The 23,044-nt window shown below is 67.4% G+C and carries 23 protein-coding genes and 1 pseudogene; 12 read left to right on the top strand and 12 right to left on the bottom strand.

All coding sequences use genetic code 11. The annotated features are described in order from the left end of the window. Together RJ05_RS14315 and RJ05_RS14320 are read left to right on the top strand one after the other, a co-directional pair. Positions 1–907, top strand: a 907-nt coding sequence (locus tag RJ05_RS14315; protein WP_036537684.1) for an alpha/beta fold hydrolase, incomplete at its 5' end; no start/stop codon positions are given. A gap of 96 nt (positions 908–1,003) precedes the next feature. Further along, a complete protein-coding gene (locus tag RJ05_RS14320; protein ID WP_036537686.1) occupies positions 1,004–2,158 on the top strand; it encodes an esterase-like activity of phytase family protein in 1,155 nt (384 codons plus the stop codon). A 21-nt stretch (positions 2,159–2,179) separates the two neighbouring features. On the opposite strand, the gene RJ05_RS14325 is transcribed toward RJ05_RS14320, so the two are convergent. Further along, complete coding sequence (locus RJ05_RS14325) at positions 2,180–2,590, bottom strand: hypothetical protein (RefSeq protein WP_138445697.1); 411 nt, start codon at positions 2,588–2,590, stop codon at positions 2,180–2,182. Between the two features lie 294 nt (positions 2,591–2,884). Here RJ05_RS14325 and RJ05_RS14330 point away from each other — a divergent pair, with 294 nt between their 5' ends. From RJ05_RS14330 to RJ05_RS29385, 4 genes are all read left to right on the top strand, one after another. Continuing rightward, complete coding sequence (locus RJ05_RS14330; RefSeq protein WP_051016572.1) at positions 2,885–3,613, top strand: helix-turn-helix domain-containing protein; 729 nt, start codon at positions 2,885–2,887, stop codon at positions 3,611–3,613. A 118-nt stretch (positions 3,614–3,731) separates the two neighbouring features. Continuing rightward, positions 3,732–4,427 (top strand): class I SAM-dependent methyltransferase, encoded by a 696-nt coding sequence (locus tag RJ05_RS14335; protein WP_051016573.1) that lies wholly within the window; start codon positions 3,732–3,734, stop codon positions 4,425–4,427. Further along, positions 4,420–4,908: a GNAT family N-acetyltransferase gene (locus tag RJ05_RS14340; RefSeq protein ID WP_036537690.1), complete on the top strand. Its 489-nt coding sequence runs from the start codon at positions 4,420–4,422 to the stop codon at positions 4,906–4,908. The genes RJ05_RS14335 and RJ05_RS14340 overlap by 8 nt, the downstream gene beginning before the upstream one ends. A 149-nt stretch (positions 4,909–5,057) precedes the next feature. Continuing rightward, entirely contained in the window at positions 5,058–5,942 is an 885-nt protein-coding gene (locus tag RJ05_RS29385) for a hypothetical protein (RefSeq protein WP_051016574.1), read from the top strand. A 145-nt stretch (positions 5,943–6,087) separates the two neighbouring features. Here RJ05_RS29385 and RJ05_RS14350 read toward each other — a convergent pair whose 3' ends face one another. The 3 genes from RJ05_RS14350 to RJ05_RS14360 form a co-directional block, all read right to left on the bottom strand. Continuing rightward, positions 6,088–7,161 carry an NAD-dependent epimerase/dehydratase family protein gene (locus tag RJ05_RS14350; protein WP_036537692.1) on the bottom strand — a complete coding sequence of 358 codons (1,074 nt, stop codon included), beginning with the start codon at positions 7,159–7,161 and terminating at the stop codon, positions 6,088–6,090. 24 nt (positions 7,162–7,185) lie between these two features. Further along, a complete protein-coding gene (locus tag RJ05_RS14355; RefSeq protein WP_036537694.1) occupies positions 7,186–7,365 on the bottom strand; it encodes a hypothetical protein in 180 nt (59 codons plus the stop codon). Between the two features lie 142 nt (positions 7,366–7,507). Beyond that, positions 7,508–8,446 carry a LysR family transcriptional regulator gene (locus RJ05_RS14360; protein WP_199780084.1) on the bottom strand — a complete coding sequence of 313 codons (939 nt, stop codon included), beginning with the start codon at positions 8,444–8,446 and terminating at the stop codon, positions 7,508–7,510. 118 nt (positions 8,447–8,564) lie between these two features. Between RJ05_RS14360 and RJ05_RS32325 the strand changes: the two are divergent. Continuing rightward, positions 8,565–8,933: pseudogene (locus RJ05_RS32325) on the top strand (cupin domain-containing protein); the annotation flags it as partial. A gap of 194 nt (positions 8,934–9,127) precedes the next feature. Here the strand turns inward: RJ05_RS32325 and RJ05_RS14365 are convergent. Next, positions 9,128–10,981, bottom strand: coding sequence for a DNA/RNA non-specific endonuclease (locus RJ05_RS14365; protein WP_036537696.1), 1,854 nt, complete (start codon positions 10,979–10,981; stop codon positions 9,128–9,130). 277 nt (positions 10,982–11,258) lie between these two features. On the opposite strand from RJ05_RS14365, the gene RJ05_RS14370 reads away from it, so the two are divergent. Further along, the gene (locus tag RJ05_RS14370; protein ID WP_036537697.1) at positions 11,259–11,639 is read left to right on the top strand and encodes a hypothetical protein; all 381 of its coding nucleotides are present in this window, start codon (positions 11,259–11,261) and stop codon (positions 11,637–11,639) included. A gap of 107 nt (positions 11,640–11,746) precedes the next feature. Here the strand turns inward: RJ05_RS14370 and RJ05_RS14375 are convergent, their stop codons facing one another. The 5 genes from RJ05_RS14375 to RJ05_RS14395 all read right to left on the bottom strand — a co-directional run bounded on the left by RJ05_RS14375 (position 11,747) and on the right by RJ05_RS14395 (position 16,455). After that, complete coding sequence (locus tag RJ05_RS14375; RefSeq protein ID WP_036537699.1) at positions 11,747–12,592, bottom strand: alpha/beta hydrolase; 846 nt, start codon at positions 12,590–12,592, stop codon at positions 11,747–11,749. A gap of 11 nt (positions 12,593–12,603) precedes the next feature. Next, a complete protein-coding gene (locus tag RJ05_RS14380) occupies positions 12,604–13,386 on the bottom strand; it encodes an alpha/beta fold hydrolase (RefSeq protein WP_036537700.1) in 783 nt (260 codons plus the stop codon). 15 nt (positions 13,387–13,401) lie between these two features. Next, the gene (locus tag RJ05_RS14385) at positions 13,402–14,364 is read right to left on the bottom strand and encodes an alpha/beta hydrolase (protein WP_036537714.1); all 963 of its coding nucleotides are present in this window, start codon (positions 14,362–14,364) and stop codon (positions 13,402–13,404) included. A 97-nt stretch (positions 14,365–14,461) separates the two neighbouring features. Continuing rightward, a complete protein-coding gene (locus RJ05_RS14390) occupies positions 14,462–15,484 on the bottom strand; it encodes a GlxA family transcriptional regulator (RefSeq protein WP_081597327.1) in 1,023 nt (340 codons plus the stop codon). Beyond that, on the bottom strand, positions 15,481–16,455 hold the full coding sequence (locus RJ05_RS14395) for a helix-turn-helix domain-containing protein (RefSeq protein ID WP_228828803.1): 975 nt from the start codon (positions 16,453–16,455) through the stop codon (positions 15,481–15,483). Before RJ05_RS14395 ends, RJ05_RS14390 begins: the two co-directional genes overlap by 4 nt. Positions 16,456–16,838: 383 nt before the next feature. Between RJ05_RS14395 and RJ05_RS14400 the strand changes: the two genes are divergently transcribed. From RJ05_RS14400 to RJ05_RS14410, 3 genes are all read left to right on the top strand, one after another. After that, positions 16,839–17,660 carry a maleylpyruvate isomerase family mycothiol-dependent enzyme gene (locus tag RJ05_RS14400; RefSeq protein ID WP_051016578.1) on the top strand — a complete coding sequence of 274 codons (822 nt, stop codon included), beginning with the start codon at positions 16,839–16,841 and terminating at the stop codon, positions 17,658–17,660. A gap of 112 nt (positions 17,661–17,772) precedes the next feature. Then, entirely contained in the window at positions 17,773–18,489 is a 717-nt protein-coding gene (locus RJ05_RS14405; RefSeq protein ID WP_036537703.1) for a TetR/AcrR family transcriptional regulator, read from the top strand. Positions 18,490–18,499: 10 nt separating this feature from the next. After that, positions 18,500–19,402 (top strand): TIGR03564 family F420-dependent LLM class oxidoreductase, encoded by a 903-nt coding sequence (locus RJ05_RS14410; RefSeq protein ID WP_036537705.1) that lies wholly within the window; start codon positions 18,500–18,502, stop codon positions 19,400–19,402. Positions 19,403–19,447: 45 nt separating this feature from the next. Here the strand turns inward: RJ05_RS14410 and RJ05_RS14415 are convergent, their stop codons facing one another. Next, the gene (locus RJ05_RS14415; protein WP_036537706.1) at positions 19,448–19,921 is read right to left on the bottom strand and encodes a winged helix-turn-helix transcriptional regulator; all 474 of its coding nucleotides are present in this window, start codon (positions 19,919–19,921) and stop codon (positions 19,448–19,450) included. A 226-nt stretch (positions 19,922–20,147) separates the two neighbouring features. Between RJ05_RS14415 and RJ05_RS14420 the strand changes: the two genes are divergently transcribed. Beyond that, positions 20,148–20,600 carry a MaoC family dehydratase gene (locus RJ05_RS14420; protein WP_036537708.1) on the top strand — a complete coding sequence of 151 codons (453 nt, stop codon included), beginning with the start codon at positions 20,148–20,150 and terminating at the stop codon, positions 20,598–20,600. Between the two features lie 300 nt (positions 20,601–20,900). Here the strand turns inward: RJ05_RS14420 and RJ05_RS14425 are convergent, their stop codons facing one another. Then, positions 20,901–22,703: an FAD-dependent oxidoreductase gene (locus tag RJ05_RS14425; RefSeq protein ID WP_051016575.1), complete on the bottom strand. Its 1,803-nt coding sequence runs from the start codon at positions 22,701–22,703 to the stop codon at positions 20,901–20,903. Positions 22,704–23,044 lie beyond the last annotated feature (341 nt).

A 23,044-nucleotide genomic window follows, 5' to 3' on the forward strand; every position in this document is an offset into this window, starting at 1 on the left:
TGCCGAACTGGCCGCGTCGCTGGATGGCGATTTCACCAGCGCGCACGCGGAGGTCAATGGCATCCGCCTGCACCACGTCACCGGCGGCGCCGGCGACCCGGTGATATTGCTCGGTGGATGGCCGCAAACCTGGTGGCAGTTCCGCAAAGTCATGCCCGAGCTGGCGCGGCGATACCAGGTGAGCGCCGTCGATCTGCGCGGAATGGGCGGCTCGGACAAACCGGATACCGGGTACGACAAGAAGACCATGGCCGCCGATATCCGCGCGTTGATCGCTCACCTCGGCCACGAGGGAGCGTTCATTGTCGGCCACGACATCGGAGCCGCGGTCGCCTATCATCTCGCGGCGAACTTCCCGGATGCCGTGCGGCGCTTGGTCACCCTGGATCTGGGTGTTCCGGACGAGTCGTGGCTGGCCATTCCGATGCTGCCGTCCAGCGACGAGCAAGTCGCCGCCCTCGCCGAGGGGCGCGGCGGATACCCGTGGTGGTTCGGGCTCAACCAGTTACCGGACCTACCCGAACGCCTGCTCGCCGGCCGATTCCGACTGCTGATCGATTGGCTCTACGGCCACATGCTCGTCGACCAGGATTCGGTGGACGAGGACACGCGCCGGATCTATGCCGCGGCCTACGATTCGCCGGAGGCCATCCGCGCCGGTAATCGCTGGTATCAGACGATGCGCCGCGACGTCGCCGACCTCGCCGGATACGCGCCGGTCACCATGCCGGTCCTGACTCTGGCCGGCGAAGACAGCTACCCCGTGCTGCGGGAACAGATGGCGGACAAGGGCACCGACGTGCGGGTCGTCGCGGTGCCGGGCAGCGGGCACTACATACCCGAAGAGCAGCCCGAGTTCCTGCTTGCTGAACTCACGGCGTTCTTCGACCGTGACCGCGGCGTATGACGGCGCGGAGCGACCGCCCTGCCGCGCGCCCCTCGTCCTCCCGGCAGGTGGGATGAAGCTTCGGCGCGCGGCCGGAACCGGGTTTCGATGCCACACATGATTGCCAGATCCTTCACCGCGACGGCTGTAGCGGCACTACTCACCCTGGTCTACCCGGCAGAGGCATCGGCCGACGACGGGGTGCGGCTGATCGGGGAGCAGCTGCTTCCCACCGGGCTCGAGCATGCGGGTACGACCGTCGGTGGGCTCTCCGGCATCGATCGGGATCCGAAGACCGGCTCGTTCGTGCTGCTGTCGGATGATCGGTCCGCGATCAATCCGGCCCGGTTCTACACCGCTGAGATCGAGGTGAGCGAGGCGGGGCTGGGCCCGATCCGGCTCACCGGACAGCACAGCCTGCGGCGGGCCGACGGCAGCACCTATCCGTCGGCGGCGGAATGGGCCGCGCGACCGTGTACCGAATCGCGTGCGGTCTGTGACCGGCTGGCTCCGGTCGACCCGGAAGACATCCGGATCGACCCGCACGGGGCGGATGTGTGGTGGAGCCAGGAGGGCGACCGGAATCCACCGCGACTGCTCACCGATCCCTCGATCCGGCGGGCGGCACCGGACGGTGCCGCCCTCGGCGAAGTCGAACTACCGCCGAATTACCACATCGACGACAACGGCAAGGGGCCGCGCGCCAACCAAGGTATCGAGGGCTTCACCTTCAGTGCGGGCGGCAGCCGCATCGCGAGCATTCTCGAAGGACCGCTGGCACAGGACGGTCCGGAGGCCACACCCGAGCACGGAGCCCTGGTGCGGCTCACCGTGCAGGACCGGCAAGGGCGAGTCCGTCAGCAAGTCGCCTACCCGGTGGAGCCGATGGCAGGCCCCGGACCGGGAATCAACAGTGTGTCGGCGATCCTGACCGCTGGCAGCGAGGATCCCGAACGGTATCTCGTGCTGGAGCGTGGAGTCAGTGCGGCAGGGGTGACGATCCGTCTGTTCGAAGTCGATTTGCGCGGCGCGACCGATATCGCCAACATCGATGCGCTCACCGCCGGATCCGGCGTGCAGCCGGCCCGTAAGAAGCTGGTAGCCGATCTCGGCACGCTCGGTCTCACTCGCCTCGGCATCGTGGAGGGCATGACCTGGGGGCCGAAACTGCGCTCCGGCGAACGCACGCTGATCCTGGTCGCCGACGACAACTTCGGCGCCACCCCGGGCGCCGACAGTCCCACCCAGTTCAGCGCGCTCGCGATGCGCTGACAGCACGCACAGCGGGCGCGATCACCGGCAGTCGAGGCCGGCATCGCGCAGTCGCCGTTGCAGCTCGCGGTCGTTCAAGGCGGCGAGGTAGGTGTTGTAGGCCTCGGTCGCCGCATCGGGTTCGGCGATCACTCTGCCGTTGCCGGGTAGCAAGCCGGGCGGAAGTTCCCGTGTCGCGGCAACTTTCAGGCGGTTCGCCGCGGATTCGGCGTCGCCGGCGACGGATCGACTCCGATGCCGGTGAGCCAACGCGGCCACCAGCAGGAACATCCCGAACGCAGGCCATAGCAGCGCGTATCCGGCGTTGTGGTCGACGCCGCTGACACTTCCGAGCCGGTTCCAGTGCCAGGCGCCCACCACGAAGCACCCGGTCGTCGCCACGGACAGCAGCACCCACAACACCATCGAGCGCACGGAAGGAGAACTCGCCATCGCTCATTTCTACTACAGCATGTAGCAGAACTGCCGGTGCGTCGGCGATGTGAGAGGGCAGCAGGTTTTCGGAAGCGAATCGCTGAGTTGCCGGGTGAGGATCGTCGGTGACGTCGACACGGAGGACAACGATGCGCAGACAATGCTCGGGCCGCATGTGGTGGGACTGCCAGGTGATAGCGACGGCTGACAGCTCAGCGGTGGCATGAGCGGCGCCGATACCGTCGCCACGATCGCCGCCGCGCCACCGATCACGCGCCACCGATCACCGCGACCCCGACGGCGCAGCGGCGCGTGGTGTGGCTGTGGCCGGGCGAGGCCGCTTACTTCGGGCCGTCTTTCCACCTCGACACGCATTCAGCCGCCGTCCATACGCTGGCGTTCGGGATCGATGCCGAGTTCACCTTCACCATCCGCCAGGGCGCGGTTCGACGGCTGCGCAGCGTGTTGATACCGGCACGGACACCGCATCGGATCCAGGGCCAGGGCCGCATGTTGTTCTTCTACCTGGATGCCGACAGCGGTCGTATCCAGACCGTGCGCAATGCGATGCGGGACCGCTCGATGCCGGCTCCTGCCGACCACGAAGCCACCGCGGCACTGCTCGCCCATCTGACCGCCACGGACCGACCCGATCCCAGCGAGATACGCCGGATCGTGCTCGGCGGCCGCGCTCGTCCACCCATCGACCACCGCATCCGACGGACGATGGACGCGCTGCTCGCCGACCCCGGGGCAGCGCCGGCCGCCTCGGCCGCGGCCGCCACGGTCGGATTGTCGGAGTCCCGGTTCCTGCACCTGTTCACCGACCAGTCCGGGACCAGCTATCGCCGCTACCGATTGTGGGCCCGGCTGTTGTGCGTCGGGGCCGCTGTGGCCGAGGGCAGGGACCTGACCGCCGCGGCCGCCGACGCCGGATTCGCCTCGGCAAGCCATTTCAGCGACACGTTCCGCACCCTGTTCGGTCTGACCGCGACAGCCGTGCTGTGCCGCGGCACCGAGATCATCACCCTGGCACGCTGATATCAGCCGAATTTCGTTCGAACTCGACCGGTAAGGATCGCCGATGTCTTCGGAGCTGTCGTCCCGACCAGCAGAACACGCTCGCCGCACCAGGGAAGCCTATGACCGATTGGCGCCGGTGTGGTCGGCGGCCACCGACGACGGCCCCTTCAACGGAGGACTGGAGAGACCCGCACTGCGGGAACTGATCCCGGATCAACTCGAGGCAACGGCGATACTCGAGGCCGGCTGCGGATCGGGCGCGCAATGCGAATGGTTCCTCGATGCCGGAGCCGACGTCACCGGAATCGACCTCAGTCCGAGAATGGTCGAAGAAGCCGAACGCCGCTGCGCCGGGCGCGGCCGATTCATGGTGGCGGACCTGGCCGATCCGCTTCCGTTCGCCCCCGAATCCTTCGACGGGATCACCTGTTCGCTCGCCCTGCACTACCTGCGCGACTGGACGGTCCCGCTGCGGTCGTTCGCGGACGCGCTACGGCCGGGCGGCTGGGTGGTGCTTTCGCTGGATCACCCCTTCGGCCCGCCGCTACCCGACCAGCGTGGCGGCTACTTCGCGACCGAACTCGTCAGCGACACCTGGGTCAAGAACGGAGTCGAAGTCACCCAGCACTTCTGGCGCCGCCCGCTGTCGGCGGCTCTGGCCGCCTTCGCGGATGCCGGGTTCGTCGTCGACCGGGTCGGCGAACCGCAACCGAGCGCCGAAGCGCTGCGGCGCTGGCCCGGTGAGCTCGCCGGGGTGGCCGGAGTGCCGATGTTCATCGTCTACCGGCTGCTGAAGAGAGCCGATGTCGCGAAAGGAAAATCGCATGGGTAAACCCGCAGTGATCCTGCGCAAGATGACCGAGATGGAGTACCGGCACGCCACCGAACACCGCGAAGCCGAGGGCATTCGCGCGCTCGCCAGGTTCATGGACGAGGACGAAGCGAGAAAACGAGTGGCGCAGGGTACCGCGCATTTCCTTCCCGACGGACGCGACACCGAAGGCCATCATCTCCTCGTCGCCGAGAACGAAACCGGCGACGTGGTCGGAAACGCCTGGGTCGGACCCGATCCCGAAGGCACTACCGGGACGGCGGAGTCGGCATGGCTGTACGACATCAACGTCGACGAGCGCTACCGCCGTCGCGGTTACGGATCCGCGATCCTCGCCGCCGTGGAAGACCTGGTCGCCCAGGAGGGGCGCACCAGGCTGGCGCTCAATGTCGTCGGCGACAACGACACGGCGATCGCGCTCTATCGACGCAGCGGCTACGCAGTCGCATCGATGGTGATGGACAAGGCGCTCGGCAGGTGATCTCCCGGCCTCGGCGGACCCACTCCATCCGGTTGGAAGCGGCGGACCGGGCTCGCGCTCAGGCTCCGTCTTCCCACAGTTTTCACCGCGTTCGCGTGACCGACCGGTCACCGGATTGCCCGTCAGGTGTGACTCATTAGGCTGGCCGAGTGGAATTCACGACCGATGTCGAGCGCGGTGGGTGGCTGCTGGCACGCGCAGGCGAACACGGGGTCGGCAATGTCGCCGGTACCGGGTTCGAGGCGTATGCGCGGATCCTGCACCCGGTCGAGGCGGTCCGCCGCGACGCCACGGTCACCGACGAGTGGGGCTGCCCAGCGATCGTGGAGCAGACGCTGTGGCCGTGGGCCGAGGTCGCCGTGCGCAACGGCAGAGTGATGCATCCGCTGGTGCAGTGGCGCAACCTCACCGACGGTGAGAGCGATGCGGCGAGGTCGTTCGACGATGGCTGGGAAGTCGGCCAGACCGTCGAGGGCTGGTTCGACCCACGCCTGCTGGCCGCGCTCACCATCCATCTTCGCGCGGCGACCGAGGCGCCGGATGAGGTGACGGCGGGCGTGTGGAATGGATTCGGTGAGCTGAACACTTCCTCCGGCGCGGTGCTTTTCGCGTCCACCGATGGCGATCCGAAAGAGCTCGACCGCGCGCGAGCTCGCATCGATGCCGAGCTGGCCGCCTCCATTTCGCCCCAGGTCAGACACGCGGTGGCGGCAGGGCCGTTCCTGCGCTGGCCGGGACGCGATTTCCTGCTGTTCGACACCGCTCTCGCCGAACTCGCCGACCCCGGCTGGGTGCACGCCGCGGGCCTCGGCTGGACGGCCGACTTCCCCGGTGTGATGCCTCAGCTGCTGTGGCCCGCCGACCACACCTGGGTCGTGGCCAGCGAGATCGACTTCGACTCCACGATCGTCGCCGGCTCACGGACGCTGATCGAGGCGGTCGTGGCCGACGATCGTTTCGAGGCTTTCGAGATCACCGAGGATTCGGATCTGAGCTGGGACGGCGACACCATCAACCCCGCGCCGCCGAACTGAGCTGCCGAGGGGGAGAACCGTCGGCGGTCAGACTCGGACCAGGGATCGAGGTCCACGACTGCCGCTTGGAACTTTGTTGCGGATGCCCGACCCCTAAGGGTCTCTGTGTGCGGCTCGCCCATCCCATTCGCGCCCCGCAGGCGGTTCACGGCGTCGGCGCCGACGGGTTCGGCGCCTGACTCTGATGGGTCGGGTGTCCGAGCCGTATCGGTGGCGGGGCAGGTGCCAGGGGTGCGCTGTTGCCTGCCCGGCGGTCGGCGATGCCTGCCGCCAGTTCGGTGAGTGTCTCAACCGCGCTGTGGACCGGTTCCCATCCGAGTTCGCGGCGCGCGCGGGTCGAGTCGACGAGGCAGGCTCGGTCGGCCAGGCGAAGCCAGCCGGGGTGCAGCGGCTGGATGCCGAGCCGCCAGCCGGCCCACGCTCCCGCCATGAGGGCAGGGCGCGGGACCGTGAGCCGGATTCCGCCGAACGCGTGTACGAGTTCGGGTGCCGGCAGTACCGGCTCCGCGGCGAGATTGAAGGCACCGGTGCTGCGTTGCCGGAGTATCAGCACCAACGCGGCGGCGACGTCTTCGGAGTGCACGGCCTGCAGACGGAACGACGGCCACACCGGCACCGGCAGCCATCGCCGTCGCAGCGGTGCGCGCGGTAGCCACCTGGCCAGCGCCCAGTCGGCCAATTCGGCCGCCGCCTCACCGTGCAGCACGCCACTCGGCCGAATTCGCGCCACTCGGATCGCCTGATGTTGTTCGGCGAATCCGTCCACCTGCGCTTCCATCGCGGCCTTGTCGGCGCTGTAGGCGCTGCCGGGAACACCGGTCAGCGGCCAGTCCTCGTCCACGCGCTGCCAGCGCGGCGCCGGCCGGTAGGCGGCGACGGAGGAGGCGCAGATCAGCTGACGCACCCCGGTCGAGGCCACCGCGGTCAAAACATTGCGAGTACCGACCCGGTTGGTGCGCCACATCGGTGCCTCGGCGGTGCGCGGGCTGATCGCCCACGCCAGATGGATGACCGCATCCGCGCCACGGCAGGCCTCGGCGACGACTGCCTGCGCACCGGGCCCGCCGATGTCACAGCACAACCACCGGGCCCGCGAGTAGGGCTCGACCGGCGGCGGTTGGCGCCGCGCGATGGCGACGACATCGTGATCACCGGAGCCGAGCGCCCGCAACAACGCGGTGCCGATGTTGCCGCTCGCTCCGGTGATCACCACTCGCATGCCGGTGTCACGCCTGTTGCCGGGTCACGGGTGGTCGTCGTCGGCGTCGCGGCGGTGTTCCTCACCGGCGACATCGCCGGCTCCGGTCTCGGCGGGATCATCCGCGCCCTCGGCTTGGTCGGGCTGCGGTCGAAGCCGTTGTGGCTGGATCATTTCCGGGTCGGCGTTGGGGTCATAGGTGTCGTCGTTGCCGGTCACACTCATGTGCGCACCTCCTTGGCGTCTCCGCTTCCGCGGTACCCGATGCCGGGGGACCGAAACCGAGTGGGGACCCCGCGTGCGGTGGGTCAGGGAATTCCCTGAAGAATGCCCGCACCGTCAGGATTCCGACCTGCCATCGCGACCTTCATTGCCGGCCGGTGTTCGCGCCGAGAACGGTAGCGCCGGCAGGGGCAGGATCCGCCGAGACGTCGGAGACCCGATGGAGCGCTGCGAGTAGGTGGCGCAGGGTCGACGCCGGCGTCCCCGGTGCCACGGCGAGCGAGGTGTTCACCGTCAAACCCACCAGCGGGCGGATCGCCACCCGATGCACCCTCGGTAACGGCCCGACCTCGTAGAGCACCGTCCACGACGGCGCGCCCGTGGCGACACCGGTGAGGGTCTGCTGGAGCGTGGTGAACGGCGGGCCGACCGGCGGTTCGATGCCGGCACGGCGGCACGCATCGGTGATGAGGTCATGGAAGAGCGGGTTGGCCTCGCGTCGGCACAGCCGCAACGGCAGCAGCCCGAGCTGCTCGAGCCGCAGCGTGGAGTGCTCGGCGAGCGGGTGATCCGCCGGTAGCGCGATATACAGCGGATCGCTCCACACCTCGAACACGTCGACCTCCGATGGGTCGCGCACCGCGCGAACGAGCGCTGCGTCCAGCTCACCGGATCGCACCGCGGCGAGCCGCTCGGCCGGCGGCAGCCGGATGGGCACCACTCGAAGGCGTGGCGCTGTCGCGGCCAGCTCGTTCAGCGCCTGATAGATCCGGTTACCCGGGGCGTGCACGGTGCCCAAACGCAACACGCCATCGCTGCCGGCGGCGACGTCGGCCGCAACGTCGCGCATCCGCTGGGCGGCCGCCAGCACGATCCTGGCCTCGGCCAGCAGCCGCATCCCGGCGCCGGTGAGCTGTACGTGTCTTCTCGATCGGTCGAACAGGGGCACCCCGAACTCTCGTTCCAGCCTGCTGATCTGCTGGCTCACGGCGGACTGGACGATGCTCAGCTGCTGTGCCGCCCGGCCGAACCCGCCTTCGTCGGCGACCGCCACGAAATACTCGAGCTGGCGCAGCTCCACCATGTCTCCGATCGATCTGGCTTCGTGATCACTGTCTGCGTCAACCGGGTCTGGTTCGGCATTTCTTCCCGGGGTGTACTGCAAGCGGAGACCGACCAAGGAGAACCCGATGCCATCGACCATGACCGAAGCGCTGATCGTGCCAAGCGGGAGCGGCGAATCCGTGCCGCTTCCGCACGGGGCTTTCGGATTGCTCGCCGACGCCGCAGACACCGGCGGCGCACTCGGCGCCAACCTCCTCACACTCGACGTCGGCGCGGACGGGGCTCAGCCGCACTATCATTCGCGCTCGGCGGAACTGTTCTATGTGGTCGGCGGTGTCGCGGAGTTCTATCTCGACGCCAGGTCCGAGACCCTGCTGGCGGGCAGCCTGGTCGTCGTACCGCCCGCGATGCCGCACGCCTTCGGCGCTGCCCCCGACTCGATGGCCGAGCTTCTCGTGGTCAGCAGTCCGGGCATCCAACGTTTCGAGTACTTCCGCCACCTCGCCCGGATCCAGCACGGCGTGGAAAGTGTCGACAGCCTGCTACCCGAACAAGACCGTTACGACGTGCACTTCCTGCCCGAATCAGCTGGCGGCAGGCCCGATCCGGAGAAGATGGCGTGTCCAGGTGAGGACACCGCGAATCGTCCGCGTAGGGCGGCCGCGCGGATGAAGTGGCGGCGGTGTGCCCCGCTGCCCGATTACCAGCGGATGTCGTGCTCGGTATCGAGTGGGGTGCGGTGGCCGGCCGACTCGGTATCGGCCGTGGTGCCGGCGTTGTGCAGGGCGTCGGAGAACCGGAGCCCCGTGCGTTTCTCGATTTCCGGGAGCGCGACCTGAAAGGTGCGGAACTCGTCGAGTTCGAGGCCTTCGAGTTGGTCGAGGTTCTGGGTGAGCAGAAATGCTCGGCTCTTCAGCTCTCCATGATCGAGATAGACGACGATCTTGAAGTATTCGCGAGGGATCCGGACGCCTCGGTAGATGCGGTCCTCGTCGTGGAAGACCGGTCCGGCGATCATGCTCACACGCAGGTTGTCGACGTCGGCGTCGGCGAAGACCGCGTCCTCGATCCGCCCCCAGACGCCGTCGCGGCTGCTCTGGTTGAAGTCGTCCATCTGCGGGGCGATGTTGGTGTAGGAGAAGGAGTCCTTGTTGGCCTGTTCGGCCTCGGGTCGCGGGCCCCACAGCAGGTCGGCGCGCCGTGCGAGATGTCCCCGGTCGATCCTGTTGTCGCGGTAGAGCTCGTCGCCGACCTGGAACTCGGCCGGAATCCGCGGGTCGAGGACGAACTCGATGCCCTTGCGGCCGAGCTTCTGGATGTCGGCGCCGTCGATGTTCCAGGCGACCCAGCGGGCGAAGCGCCGCGATGTGCTGAGCGCGAGGGAGAAGTGGGTGTAGTCGATGGTGATCGATCCGTCGAGGCTGAACGTGTCATCGACGAGGCCGGGGTCGAGGGCGGGTACATCCACAGCGACACCGAGGAATTCGACGTCGTAGCCGGCGGGACCGCCGGTGGTCTGGACCGCGGGGCGGGGCGAGAGGGTGATGTCGAGCTTCTCGAACACCGATTGCGGCAGACAGGCGAGGGCGTGCTCGTCGGGGCTGGAGTCGGCGTCGCCGCCGAAATGCAGTCCGGCCAGCACGATGCTCGGCGTGCCGTCCGCGGCGGTGAACATCCACACCGCGCCGGAATCACCACCGCGGCTGATCTCGTCATCGGGCGCCGGGCGCGCGGGGTCGGGCCCGATTTCGAAGCATCCGATACGGTGTTCGCCGGCCGCGCCGTAGCCCATCTTCACGATCACGTCGACGCGCCGCACCACACCGTGGGTGACCGAGGTGGTGCGGCCACTCTTGATCACAGTGTCGCCGAGCTCGGGGTCGCCGAGTTCGGCGGGCGTGACACCGATTCCGAGGATGGCGGGGTCGAACCGGCGGTCCTCGATCGTTGCGACTGCGCAATCGCCGGCCACCCCGAGATGGGAGCGGGTCAGCACCCCGAGACGGTTGCGCTCGGTCCGGTTGTCGTCGTGCGGGCCGGGTTGGACGACGACGTCACCGATCGCACCGTCCGGGCCGTGCAGGACATGCCAGTTGCTCAGCACCAACGGGGTGCCCTCGGTGGCGTCGTAGACGATGCAGCCGAGGGTGCCCGCGGTTTCGTTGATGTTGGCGATGCTGATGCCCGGCACGACCGGGTCACGCCGAATCTTCGTCTCCGGTGGGCGGGCCTCGGCGACGACGCGGAACGACGGCTCGTAGCGGCGCTCGAGGACGTCGGTCGGGACCGCGAACCCGCCCACATCGATCGATTCCGGAATCTCGGTGGTGCCGAGGGACTCCAAGTGCTCGGGCGCGACCTTCTGCCCGACGGTGAACTGCAGCGACAGGATGTCGGTCGTGTCGCCGCCGGTGATCTTGTAGCCGACGCCGATCGAGGTGATATTGGGATCGTCGAGGTAGCCCGCTCCCCGGGCGCGGATGAATCGCCGCAACGCGGCCGGCAACTGCTCGTCGGTGGTGGGGGAGTGGCTGGAGCGTCGCTCGGCGGGCATAAGGATTGGGCTCCTTCATGATCCGGACAGGTCGATCCTGCGACGATCGCCGCGCCTATCGGATACACCCTCCGCCCGCTCCCGAATCGTGGCGACGATCACAACATGAGATCCCCTTCCTCTCGATTTCATCGCGAATTTCCGGCGGCGGAGCCCGCTGATCGCGGATTGTTCATCCGGGAGTTGTCGCAGGCTGCTGATAGCCTGCCGGTGTCCCGAGCCAGGCGGCGAATTGCCCGATTCCGCTGAGACTCAGTCGATTGCGTAGGAGGAAGAAATGTTCGACCCGCCGGCCATGCCGCCGAGCGCTCTCGCCTTGATCGAATCCGGACGACTGCCCAAGCCGCTGGTCGAACACTTCGGCCCCGACCATCAGCCGTCGAGCGAACCCGGCCGATGGAACGAAATCGCCTGGGCTATCTACCTTCAGCTCGACAATCCCGCACTGGATCCCGACGTACGCGGCCCGCTGGCGCTGCTCGGCGCCTACGCCTTCATCAAAACCTGCGAATACGAGTTCCAAGTGCTGGTGAAGCGCTCGGAACTGGCCATGGAGTTGCTGAGCCGAGCCGAAAAGCACGGCATCAGCGAGGAGGAGATCGATCCATTGAACAAGTGGGCCTACGACGCATACGAGGCGGGCGCCGGTATCCGATAAGGAAATCTTCGGCCGATAACCGCAGCCCCACGAGAACAGAAGCGGGATGGCGACACCATCCATCCCGCGCCCGAGGCCTGAGCTGGCGGCGCTAACCCGTCGACCGGTCAGGCGAAGCGGCGAATGAACTCCAGGCTCGTTTCGGCGACCTCGCGCCAACCGCTGTCGATGGTGATCGAATGGCCGCGGCCCGGCATCTCGACGAACTCGGTGATATCGGGATTGGCCTGCTGTTTGCGGTAGGACGCCATCGAGATCGCCCGGGGGACGGTGTTGTCCCTTTCACCCGAGATGATCAGCAAGGGACCGCGTTGTGGGTTTCGGGTGTCGACCTTGGTCTCCGACCAGGGATTGAGGTTGGCGGCCGCCGCTTGGAACAGGGGAGCACCGGGTGCGGGTACGGCAAAGGTCTCGAACAGCTGTTTCGCCTCGACCTCGTCGACGGCGTTGGCGAAGCTGAACCGGAACTGCTCGAAGGTCAGCGCGACGGCGCGGCGGCGGTTCGCGGGATTGCCGAGTACCGGGGCGGCCGCGCGGAGTGAGCTGATGGGCAGTGGGAGCACTCCGCGGAAGGGAGCGGCATCGATGGCCACCGAGGCGACCGACAGTCCACGGCCGGCGAGGATCTGGGTGAGCAGACCACCGAAGGAGTGGCCGACGACGGCTGGTTTGCGGTCGAGCCGGCCGATGACGTCGGCGTAATGGCCGGCGACTCGGCCGACGGTTTTGCCCGCGAACACGTCGGGACGCTCGTGGGCCGCTTCGACTGTCTCGGGGTCGTCGGGCCAGCCCGGCGCGACGGGCGCGTAGCCCGCCTCGGCGAACAGAGCGGCCCAACGCTGCCAGCTGCCGGCCAGCAGCCAGAGGCCATGGATGAAGACGACGGGGGTCCGACCGCTGTCGTTGGCTCGGTCGATCTGGTCGAGGGTGTGCTGGTCGATGCTGGGGGACAACGGTTTTCCTGTCACTGATCGGCCGCCTGGTCGATGAGGTCGGCGACGGCGGCGGGTTGGGAGACGAGGCAGGCATGCGATGCGGAGATCTCGCTGGTGCGCGCGCCCATGCGGGCCGCCATGGCGTGCTGGGACGCCGGGGGGATGACGCGGTCTTGTCCGGCGACGAGATACCAGCTGGGTACGGTCGCCCAGGCGGGCCGGCCCGAGGGTTCGAGATTGGCGGCGAGTGCGAGTGAACGCTGGTGGGCGATCATGTCCGCGACGGTCTGCTCGTCGACGTCCTGGGCGAAGACCTCCCGGAAGTAACGGGGATCGACGTAGGCGTCGACACCGGCGCCTGTGCTGGTCACCGCCAAGGCGGGCGGCAGCAGACGGCTTCCGGGGTAGCGGATCGGATCCAGCGCCAGCTGGGCCGGCTCGTTCTGCTGCGGCGCGAACGCCGCGATATACACCAGGGCGGTGACGTCGGGATCGGAGACGTTGGAAATGACAGCTCCGCCGTACGAGTGGCCGACGAGAACGATCGGGCCGTCGATGTCGGCGAGATGCCGTTCGATGGCCGCCGCGTCGGCCGCCGGGCTGCGCAGCGGGTTGGCCGGTGTGACGACGTGGTGGCCGTCGGCACGCAGCTCGGCGGCGACGCCGTCCCAACTGGTGTCGTCGGCGAACGCGCCGTGGACCAGCACGATCGTCGGGCGCGGCGGTGCTGCCTGCGTCGGCAGGGCCGTCAGCGCACTGGCACAGAGACCGCACAGCGCGGCGAGCACACCGGTGAATGTCGTTGTCCGCATGAGTTTTTGCTCCCCTCAGCTGTGCAGGGCGGCGCGCAGGGCGGCGACGGCTTGGGCGACGGCGGCGCGGGCGGCGTGGGTGTGGTGCAGGGAGTTGACCATGACGAAGTCGTGGACGATCCCGCCGTAGCGGACGGCGGTGACGGGCACGCCCGCCGCGCGGAGTTTGCCCGCGAACGCTTCACCTTCGTCGCGCAGCACGTCGGCTTCGGCGGTGATCACCAGTGCGGGAGGCAGGCCTGCGAGCTGATCGAGGCTCGCGCGCAGTGGCGAGGCCGTGATCTGGGCTCGCTCGGTATCGCTGGTGGTGTACTGGTCCCAGAACCACCGCATACCTTCGCGGGTGAGGAAATAGCCTTCGGCGAACTGCTGATAGGAGCCGGTGTCGAAGTTGGCATCGGTGACCGGGTAGAACAGCACCTGCGCCCGGAAGGATACGTCGCCGCGCTCTTTCGCCATCAAGGTCAGGGCGATGGCCATATTGCCGCCCACCGAGTCACCGGCAATCGCGATCCGCGAGGTATCCAGGCCCTTCGCCGCGCCTTCGGTGGCGACCCACTGCGCGACACGGTAGGACTGCTCGTTGGCGATGGGATAGCCCACCTCGGGTGAGCGGTCGTACTCGGGAAAGACCACGGCGGCGCCGGCGCCGACGGCCAGATCGCGGACGAGCCGGTCGTGGGTGTGAGCGTTACCGAAAACCCAACCGGCGCCGTGGGTGTAGACGATCACCGGCAATGGGCCCGAGGCATCGACCGGCTTGACGATGCGCACCGGCACCGAGCCGGTAGGACCGCCGGCGACGGTGATCCATTCCTCGTCGATGGCGGGCTTGTCGATCGGGGAGTCCTGGACCGCATCCACCGCCTTGCGCCCCTCCTCCGGCGGCAGTTGGTAGAGGTAGGGAGGTTCGGAGGTGGCGTCGACGAATTCTTGCGCGGCGGGCTCTAGGGGCAGGTTGTGGGGGTTGCCTGGCATGATGACCAATCCTGACGAGGTGGGAAACGGTGGGCCTTCAGTCTTCGTCACCGCGCCTGCTCCGCGCCCCGCTCGGCGAGCCAAAAACCCCTACAAATCAGACATGTTCGGGTGCGCGTTCGGTCGTGGTGGTGGTGCGGAAACGCTGCTGATACTTCTTCGGCGAAACCCCCAGCCGGGCCACGAATGCCCGGCGCATCACCTCACTGCTGCCGTAGCCGGCCAGTGCCGCCGCCTCGGTCACGGTGTAGCCGGCGTCGAGTTTGTCCCGGGCGAAGGTGAATCGGACGAAGGCCACGTATTCTGCGGGCGAACTGTCGAGTTCTTCACGGAACAAGCGGGTGAGATGCCGAGGACTGATCCGTGCGTGCGCCGCGAGAACTTGCACCGTATAGGGCTGGGCCGGATCGGCGTAGATCAGATCGGCCAACGCGCGCACCAAGGGACTACGCGGCGCGGGACCGCTCAGTGCCGCCGAGAACTGGGACTGTCCGCCACCGCGCTGCATGTACACCAGCAGGGATTGGGCGACCCTGCGTGCGACCGCCGCACCGTGGTCGTCTTCTACCAGTGCGAGCGCGAGGTCGATCCCGGCGGCGACACCGGCCGAGGAGTACACCGATCCGTCTCGCACGTAGATCGCGTCAGGATCCACCCGGATGTCCGGGAACCGCGTCGCGAGATCGCGGGTGAACTTCCAATGCGTCGTGGCGCGTCGCCCGTTCAGCACACCGAGCTCGGCCAGGACGAACGCGCCGCTGCAGACCGAAGCCAGTCGCCGCGTGTGGCGAGCCATCTGCGTGGTGGCAGCGAGCACCTCGGGGGTGACGAAGCGGGCCGGCGGCAGTTCGCTGCCCGGGATCAGCACGGTGTCGAACTGTCCCGCTTCCAGTGCGCTGCCCATCGCGCACACCCGAGTGCCGAGGGACGTCACCACTGGGCCGCCATCGGGCGAGACGGTGACCACGTCGTAGCCGGGCAGCGACTGATTGGCCTCGACGAACACTTCGGCAGGCCCGGTGTAGTCGAGCATCTTCACACCGTCGAAGACCAGGATGCCGATGCGGCGCCGTTGCGCGACCACCGGCGCGGGCGATTTCATCCGCACGGACGCGGTCATCGTCCGGCCCGCTGCTGGTTGCGCCATTGCAGCGGCGCCATGCCGTACTCGGCTCGGAACCGCCGGTTGAAATGGCTCACGTTGGTGAAGCCGGTGCGCCGGGCCACCTCGGCGACCACCGGTTCGACCCGGGATTCGGTGAGAAACGCTGCCGCTCTACGTAACCTGCGCTGAATGATCCATTCCGCTACGCCGATCCGACGGCCTGCCTCCGCCCAGCGGGAATACAGTCTGCGCAACGACACGTCGTGGGCTTCGGCGATGCCGCGCGGTGTCAGCGCTGGATCGTGCAGGTGGGCGTCGATGTAGAGCCCGACCCGCACGATCAGGCTGTCGTCCATCTCCGCCCGGCCGCTGCGCTCATCTCGCGCCGTGGTCACCAGTGCCCGTACGAGTTGGACGGTGGCCTGCCCTACCGCCTGCGCGGCCTCGGCCGGCAGTTCGGTGGTGGTGTGGCAGAGCTCCGCGAAGTGAGCGCGGACCAGTGGGTAGACGGGACTGGCCGGCAGGAACGGTGCGGCCTCGCGGATGACGTCGACCGGCACGTCCAGCAGACCCGGGTCGAATATCACGACCGTGTTGTCCGATACAGCCGACTGCCGATACATGTAGGGGCGTGAGGTGTCGATCAACGTCACCTGTCCCGGTTCGGTGAGCCCGGCACCCTCGGCGGTGGTGAGCAGCCCCGCGGCGCGTACCGGCATGAACATCGCGAACTGTTCGGGCGCGCCCTGCGCGATGTGGCGTGCGCTGCGGACGACACACAGCCCGGTACCGGTATTGCGCAACACGTGCACGCCCGGCCCGAGATCGACCATCGACATTCGGTGCCTGATCTCGCGGTCGACCACATAGGTCACCGACTGCGGGTTCTCATGGTCGTTGAACACCGCGTCCAGCGCCGCGGCGCGGTCGGCAAGCGCGATCAGATCGCTGTCGTACACCAACAACTGCCGCAGCCTCTCACCCAACGCACACTCACCCGGGAAACGGTAGACGAGCACAGCCTTGATCGTCCGGCCGAGACGACCTCGGTGGCACGCTCAGCAAAGCCGATCACCAGCACAGTGGTGAAATCGATCCGGCGAGCGACGTCGTGTGTGGCACGCAGAGCACAGCGCGGCTCGACCCGAGCGGCCCAGCTACTTCCGAGGCGCCCGCTGTTCACCGGTGAAGCCGCAGTCGGAGGATCTGCGCGTGGGCTCGTCGGGGAGGCCACGGCCGACCAGTCGGCGAAGTGATCCCTGGGCGTGCGGATATCTCGAATTCAGTGGAATCTCAGCCGGGGGAGGCGTTGGCGGCCCGGTCGAAAATCGGTGGCACGGTGATATCGCGAATGGTTGACTGCGCCTCCATGATCCCACTCGATGTTCGGCCGTTGTTCCGGCAGGAAAGGCACGCGCTGCTCGAGCTGCTCCAGTCGTTGAGCTCGGCAGACTGGGAGAAACCGACGGTGTGCGCGGGGTGGAATGTGGCCGATGTGACCGCCCACATCCTCAACGACTACATGCGGCGGATCTCTGGCAGCCGAGACCAGCACGGCGGTGCCGCCTTCGCCGACGATGAAACGTTGCCGGCCTACTTGGCGCGCGTGAACGGGGAGTTCGTACGCGCGATGCGCCAATGCAGCCCCAGGCTGCTCACCGATCTCCTCGCCTACCTCGGCCCCGAACTGGACCGGGTCTGGGCAGGAACAGCGGATCTCGCCGGTCCCGCGCAGTTAAACGTTTCGTGGGCGGGTGCTGGTACCAGTCCGGCATGGCTCGACATCGCCCGTGAGTACACCGAGTTCTGGGTCCATCAGCAGCAGATCCGTGACGCGGTGTCTCGTCGTGGCGCCGACGATGTCGCCCTTGTGCGCCCGGTGCTGGTGACTTTCCTGCACGCGGTGCCGTGGGCGCTTCGTGAGCGGGTTCGGCCCGAGGGGACCGCGGTGCGGTTCGAGATCACAGGTCCGGCGGGCGGTCGCTGGTCGGTGGTGTCCGACGGTTCGAGCTGGCACCTGACGGCCGAGCACGCCGAGGACCCCGCCGCGGTGGTGCGGATGGACCAGGACTCGTTCTGGCGGCTGGCCAGTCGCGGCATCAGCGTCGAGCAGGCCCGTCAACGGTCCGAATTGCATGGCGACCCGGAATTGGCGAATGGCGCGACAACACTGCTCGCAGTGGTCGCCTGAACCCTGGACGAGATGGTCGCCGGGAATCGGCGCCAGATCAACGACGAGCGCACGGCAGGGGCGCCGCACCGGAGAGTTGACCAGATTTCGATTTTGGTCATAGAGTCACCTCATGTCACCCGAAGCTCGTGGCCGCACCCCGGAGGACCGCCGGCGCCGGTCCGAAGAACTCTTGAACGGTGCCGCTGAGTTGTTGCTCCGGCTCGGCTACCGGCATGTGACCGTCGACGACATCGCCCGCCGGGCGGGGGTCGGTAAGGGCACCGTGTATCTGCACTACACATCCAGGGACGAGCTGCTGCTCGCGGTGCTGCAACGCGAGGTCGTGAGCTCGATCGACCACCTCGTGACGGTGTTGCGCGAGGACGCGATGACGACCGCGCTCCATCGGCTGACCGAGGTCCACTTCCTCGGGGTGATGCGCAGGCCATTGTTGCGGGCGCTGTACCTCGGCGATCCCGATGTGCTCGGCAAACTTGCCACCGAGCTCCACCGGAACCAGGGCGAGCGCCATCACCGCGCCTTCGACGATTACCTGCATCTGCTGGCCGGTCACGGGCTGTTGCGCGAGGACCTACCGGTCGCCGAGATCTCCTACGGTTATCACGCGATCTTGCACGGCTACCTGAGTGAAGACTCGTATGACCGTGGCGCGTCCGGCATTTCGCTCGAGCGCAAGGCGCGGTTGCTGGCGGCCACGGTGCATCGAACCTTCGAAGTCCCGCAGGCGAGCCCAGCGGCCATTCAGGAGATCAACGAGAGCGCGGTCCGGCTGTTCGCCGAGGCAGCCGACCATGGCCGGGCGCAACTGTACCCACCGGCGAACTGAAGGAACCGCCATGCACATCGGCACCTTGATCCATGAGCAGGGCACGACCGTGAACGACCTGGTGCAGCGCGCTCACAGTGCGGCAGCGACGGGGCTGCGCGGGGTCTGGTTGGGCCAGAACAATGGCTGGGATGCTCTGACCGTGGCCGCGGTGATCGGCCGTGCGGTCTCGACGGTCGACGTGGGAACGGCGGTCGTTCCGACCTATCCGCGACACCCGCTGATGTTGGCCGGCCAGGCGCTGACCGTGCAATCCGCCATGGCTTCCCGGCTGACACTCGGCATCGGCGTCAGCCATCCGCACATCATCGAGGGGCAATTCGGCTATTCGTTCGAGCGTCCCGCGCAGCATCTGCGCGAGTACCTCCAAGTGTTGATGCCATTGCTGCGCGGCGAGAGCGTGCACTTCGCCGGTGAGCGCCTGCGAGCCGCGGGACGGATCGATGTCGTGTCGCCACAACCGCCCTCGGTGCTCATCGGCGCGCTGGGCCCGGCCATGCTCCGCCTCGCAGGCGAATTGGCCGATGGCACGGTGACCACGTGGATCGGACCGTCGGCCTTGGATCATCACATCGTCCCGAGACTCACCCGGGCCGCGGCAGCCCCAGGACGGGCAGCGCCCAGGGTGGTGGTGTGCCTGTTCGTCGGCGTGACCCACAACGCAGACGAGCTCCGAACCACGCTCGCCCATCGCTACGGCGCGGCGGGCGAGATCGCCAGCTATCGCGCCGCGCTGGACCACGAGGGGGCCGGCGGCCCGGAACATACCGCGATCCTCGGTGACGAGAATGCGGTCGAAAGCCGGATCCGCCATCTCTTCGAGGCGGGTGCGACCGAACTGGTGGCGATGCCCGTCGGCACCGAGGACGAGCAGGCGCGTACGGCGGAGCTGCTGGGCGCGCTCACGAAGTGAAGCCGGGTGCGAGGCCGCTGTTCGCGACCGACGCGTCGAGGGCCGTCATCGATCGGCGGGCCGAGGGCGCGAGGGGGCGTCGCGTCCGAGCACAGTGCGCGGGGCGACGGGCTCGTGACAATGACTGCAGGCGAGGTAGGGGACCATGTCGTGTCCGCATTCGCTGTGCTGAAGAATCACCGGCGGGCCGTCCTCGCCCATGAGATGCGTGTCGCCCCAGCGTAATAGGGCGAGAATGACAGGGAGCAGGTCCTTGCCCGCACTGGTCAGGTGGTATTCGTATCGGGGCGGCTTGTCGCTGTAACGGCGCTGCTCGACGATTCCGTGTTCCATCAGCACTGCGAGCCGATCGCTGAGGATATTTCTCGCGACGCCGAGTTCGGTCCGCAACTCCTCGAATCGGTGCAGCCCCTTGAAGGCGAACATCGACCGCACGATCATCAGCGTCCATCGATCACCGATGATCTCCGCTGTCCGGGCGATCGAACAATCCATTCGGGCAAGGCTCGTCTGCCGCATCCGTCCCACACCGCCTTCTCGCGCCACCCGTCACCGGCCGGCGCATGCTTGCGAGCTTGCCTGTCGGGCAATCGTTAGAGTAGGTTTCATTTCGAAACTTACTATACCGCCCAGCTCTGGCCTCGGCCTAACCGCCGAGCCCCTCCCGGCGGCCAGCCGAAAGTCCAGGCTGCCCGAACACGAGCCGATTCGGCCAACAACGTGCTGTGACACCGGAAAGGTAACCATGCCCGACAACGCTCTGTGGCTCGATGACATCGCCATCGGCGACCGATTTCGCACCGAGACCTACGACCTCACCGCCGAGGCGATCATCGACTTCGCCAACCAATGGGACCCCCAGCCGTTCCATCTCGACGAAAAGCGCGCGCAGATCACCTTTTTCGAAGGACTGGCCGCCAGCGGCTGGCAGACTGCCTCGATCACCATGCGGCTCCTGGTCACCACCGGACTTCCTTTGGCCACCGGTATCATCGGCGCCTCCATCGACCTCACCTGGCCCACCCCCACCCGGCCCGGTGACCAGCTCCACGTCGAACTGGAAGTCACCGACGTCCGCACCTCCACATCCAACCCCAGCCGTGGATTCATCACCACCGCCTACGACACCCTCAACCAGCACGGGGACGTCCGCCAGCGCGCCACCGCAAAGCTCCTGGCATTCGCCAAACCCCGATAACCTCCGGCGCCGAGCGAAGTCGAGCCGATAGAGCGCACAGAGGCGGCCGACGCCCGCCGCGGCGGGGAGCGTACCGACATCCCCGAACTGATCCGAGGTTGGTTGGCCCTGACGACCAGCGGCTCACACCACTGGCCGGTGATGTCGGAGTGCTCGTGCACGCGCGTTCCGAACCGACTCTCGCGGAGTTGATCAGGCAGCGTTACGCGCGATACCGCTGATCGCGCCGTTGCCCTCATCGTCAACCTCCGCCGACGATGCGTAAGGCCCTCTGAAGCACGTCGGCTGCGTCGCCACGGCTCAGACAGGATGCCCGACGGACCCGCCGAGTTGGACGACGGTCTGCCGAAGCTCCTCGAGATGATTCTCGAGAACTTGCGCCGGTGTGGCGTCGCGGTCGAGGCAGACCTTCGCGGCGGCAGCGGTCGCGATGGCATGTTGTGCGCCATTGCCCATGAACTTGGTGACCGAGCCGGCGATATGTGTCACGCTGATGTGCTTTCCGGCCATCATCAGGTTGTCGAGGTCGGGCGTGTACAGGCACCGGAAGGGTACTTCGAACGGGGTGTCGTCGCGGGTGTCCCACTTCCAGTCCCGGAGCCGGAAGTCGTAGGTCTCGTGGCCGGGGTAGTGGAGGCAGAAGGCGCCGGAGTTCCAGGCGACGGTATCGTCGAACCCGGTGTGCTCACGAATATCGTTCTCGGTCAGCACATAAGCGCCTCGGTACCTGCGGAACTCTCCTTGACCAGGAACGTGTGCTACCCAGTCGAGTGCCAGGTTCGCGTAAGTATCCGGTTCGAGGGTCTTGACGTTCGAGAACGTTCCGTAGATCGCCCGCAAGAGGTGGTCGCGGATGCGTTCGGCGTCGGTGTAGGGGTCGAGGTCCTGGCCGTACTCCCAGAAGTGGGTCAACGGGGACAACATTCGGCGTCGGATACTCGGGTCCGGGGTGCGGGCGGGGCCTGCGAGAGGTCCCGGTGCGTTGTCGACGCCGGGGCGTTCGAGCTGCCCACCGAGGTTGGCGTAGTCCTTGGCCACCTCGACGGCCCAAGGGACGTCCGGGAAGTCCGTCGGGTGGTCCGCTTCGCGAGTTCGGAAGAACAGTGTGTTGCCGTGATGGGACTCGACCCGGTTCTCGGGAGCGAGTGGCTCGTTGAACTCGGCCCGGCTCTCGTAGCCGAACATGGTTTCGGCGCCGGCCAGCAGGCCGAGGATCGCGGTACCGGTGCAGTCGATGAAAACCGCGCCATGGAACCGGGTTTCCGATCCGGAGCGGGCTTCCCGGGCGTCGATCGCGACGATTCGGTCACCGTCACGGACCAGGTCGTAGATCTGGTGCTCGAGGAACACCGAAACCGTAGGTTCTGCTCGGAGAAGATCGAGTGCGGCGAGATCGCCGTCGTCGGACCGTTCCGAGAGTGCTTTGACGAGGGGGCCAGTTTCTCCGCGGGGGGTCAAACCGATCTCATTGCTTGCGTTTCCGCCCAGAACCGGGCGGTTCTGGATGAGGGCCACGGTCAGGCCCAGCCGGCCTGCCGCGAGCGCGGCCGCACAGCCGGTGACACCGCCGCCCGCGACCACCACGTCGAATGTTCCACCGTCGACTGGTTTCTGTGGCAGGCCACGCAACTGTCTGCGCCAGGCACGAGCGCTGGGATCGATGCCGTTGGGTGGTTCCGCGTCGCTGGTGGTCAGATAGATGGCATCGCATCGGCCGTCGAATCCGGTGAGGTCGGTGAGAGTGATCCTGGTTCGGCCGGAAGGCAGGTCGACCCGGCCCGCGTCCTCCCAGTTCCAGTCATGCCCGTTCGCGCCGAACTCGACCGGCAGCCGCTCGCCGTTGAACGAGACGGCGAACCGGCCGGGGTGGTGGGAGGGCACCCAGTCCTTGGCACGCACCCACACGCGGTATCTGCCGGCTGCCTCGATGTCGATCACAGTGGTTGCGTCAGCGACGGGGACGCCCAGGCCGTGGGCGAGCAGGTACGGCGACCCCATCTCCATCTCGAACTGGGAGTCCAGCGTCCAACCGCCGAAATCGTCGAACTCCTCGGCCTCGACGAGGATGTGATGGCCGGTGGCCACGGCCTTGTCGTCTGTCATAGGGCGCTCCGTCGCTGGGGTGCGGAAGGTACGGGCGGAGAATTCGAGGGGTCGCTACCGGCCGCGTGCACGGCCGCCGGTCGGCGGGTGGTTGCGCCGGGAACTCGAACTGCTCATGTGACTTAACCAAATGATCAAGTCTTTTGACTAGATTCGCACCGTCGCCGACGATACGTCAAGCGAGCGGGCTGATCGGAGGGACCTCCCGGCCACGTGTGAGCGCTTCGCCATCGAGCTTGTGGACGCGGCGTTCGTGGCGGTGGCGACGACGTAGCCCGCTACCTCACCTGGCGCCGACGATGCGTAATGCCATCTCGGCGTAGGCGGTCCCGATGTCTTCT

It is taken from the genome of Nocardia cyriacigeorgica NBRC 100375 (assembly GCF_000308555.1).
GTDB lineage: Bacteria > Actinomycetota > Actinomycetes > Mycobacteriales > Mycobacteriaceae > Nocardia > Nocardia cyriacigeorgica.

What these genes read in the sequence shown, in the direction of transcription:
- RJ05_RS14350 (WP_036537692.1), bottom strand. Translation starts at nt 7,161, where the DNA reads ATGCGAGTGGTGATCACCGGAGCGAGCGGCAACATCGGCACCGCGTTG.
- RJ05_RS14325 (WP_138445697.1), bottom strand. Translation starts at nt 2,590, where the DNA reads ATGGCGAGTTCTCCTTCCGTGCGCTCGATGGTGTTGTGGGTGCTGCTG.
- RJ05_RS14370 (WP_036537697.1), top strand. Translation starts at nt 11,259, where the DNA reads ATGTTCGACCCGCCGGCCATGCCGCCGAGCGCTCTCGCCTTGATCGAA.
- RJ05_RS14390 (WP_081597327.1), bottom strand. Translation starts at nt 15,484, where the DNA reads ATGACCGCGTCCGTGCGGATGAAATCGCCCGCGCCGGTGGTCGCGCAA.
- RJ05_RS14340 (WP_036537690.1), top strand. Translation starts at nt 4,420, where the DNA reads ATGGGTAAACCCGCAGTGATCCTGCGCAAGATGACCGAGATGGAGTAC.
- RJ05_RS14355 (WP_036537694.1), bottom strand. Translation starts at nt 7,365, where the DNA reads ATGAGTGTGACCGGCAACGACGACACCTATGACCCCAACGCCGACCCG.
- RJ05_RS14415 (WP_036537706.1), bottom strand. Translation starts at nt 19,921, where the DNA reads ATGCGGCAGACGAGCCTTGCCCGAATGGATTGTTCGATCGCCCGGACA.
- RJ05_RS14400 (WP_051016578.1), top strand. Translation starts at nt 16,839, where the DNA reads ATGATCCCACTCGATGTTCGGCCGTTGTTCCGGCAGGAAAGGCACGCG.
- RJ05_RS14360 (WP_199780084.1), bottom strand. Translation starts at nt 8,446, where the DNA reads ATGGTGGAGCTGCGCCAGCTCGAGTATTTCGTGGCGGTCGCCGACGAA.
- RJ05_RS14405 (WP_036537703.1), top strand. Translation starts at nt 17,773, where the DNA reads ATGTCACCCGAAGCTCGTGGCCGCACCCCGGAGGACCGCCGGCGCCGG.
- RJ05_RS14425 (WP_051016575.1), bottom strand. Translation starts at nt 22,703, where the DNA reads ATGACAGACGACAAGGCCGTGGCCACCGGCCATCACATCCTCGTCGAG.
- RJ05_RS14420 (WP_036537708.1), top strand. Translation starts at nt 20,148, where the DNA reads ATGCCCGACAACGCTCTGTGGCTCGATGACATCGCCATCGGCGACCGA.
- RJ05_RS14410 (WP_036537705.1), top strand. Translation starts at nt 18,500, where the DNA reads ATGCACATCGGCACCTTGATCCATGAGCAGGGCACGACCGTGAACGAC.
- RJ05_RS14320 (WP_036537686.1), top strand. Translation starts at nt 1,004, where the DNA reads ATGATTGCCAGATCCTTCACCGCGACGGCTGTAGCGGCACTACTCACC.
- RJ05_RS14365 (WP_036537696.1), bottom strand. Translation starts at nt 10,981, where the DNA reads ATGCCCGCCGAGCGACGCTCCAGCCACTCCCCCACCACCGACGAGCAG.
- RJ05_RS14385 (WP_036537714.1), bottom strand. Translation starts at nt 14,364, where the DNA reads ATGCCAGGCAACCCCCACAACCTGCCCCTAGAGCCCGCCGCGCAAGAA.
- RJ05_RS14380 (WP_036537700.1), bottom strand. Translation starts at nt 13,386, where the DNA reads ATGCGGACAACGACATTCACCGGTGTGCTCGCCGCGCTGTGCGGTCTC.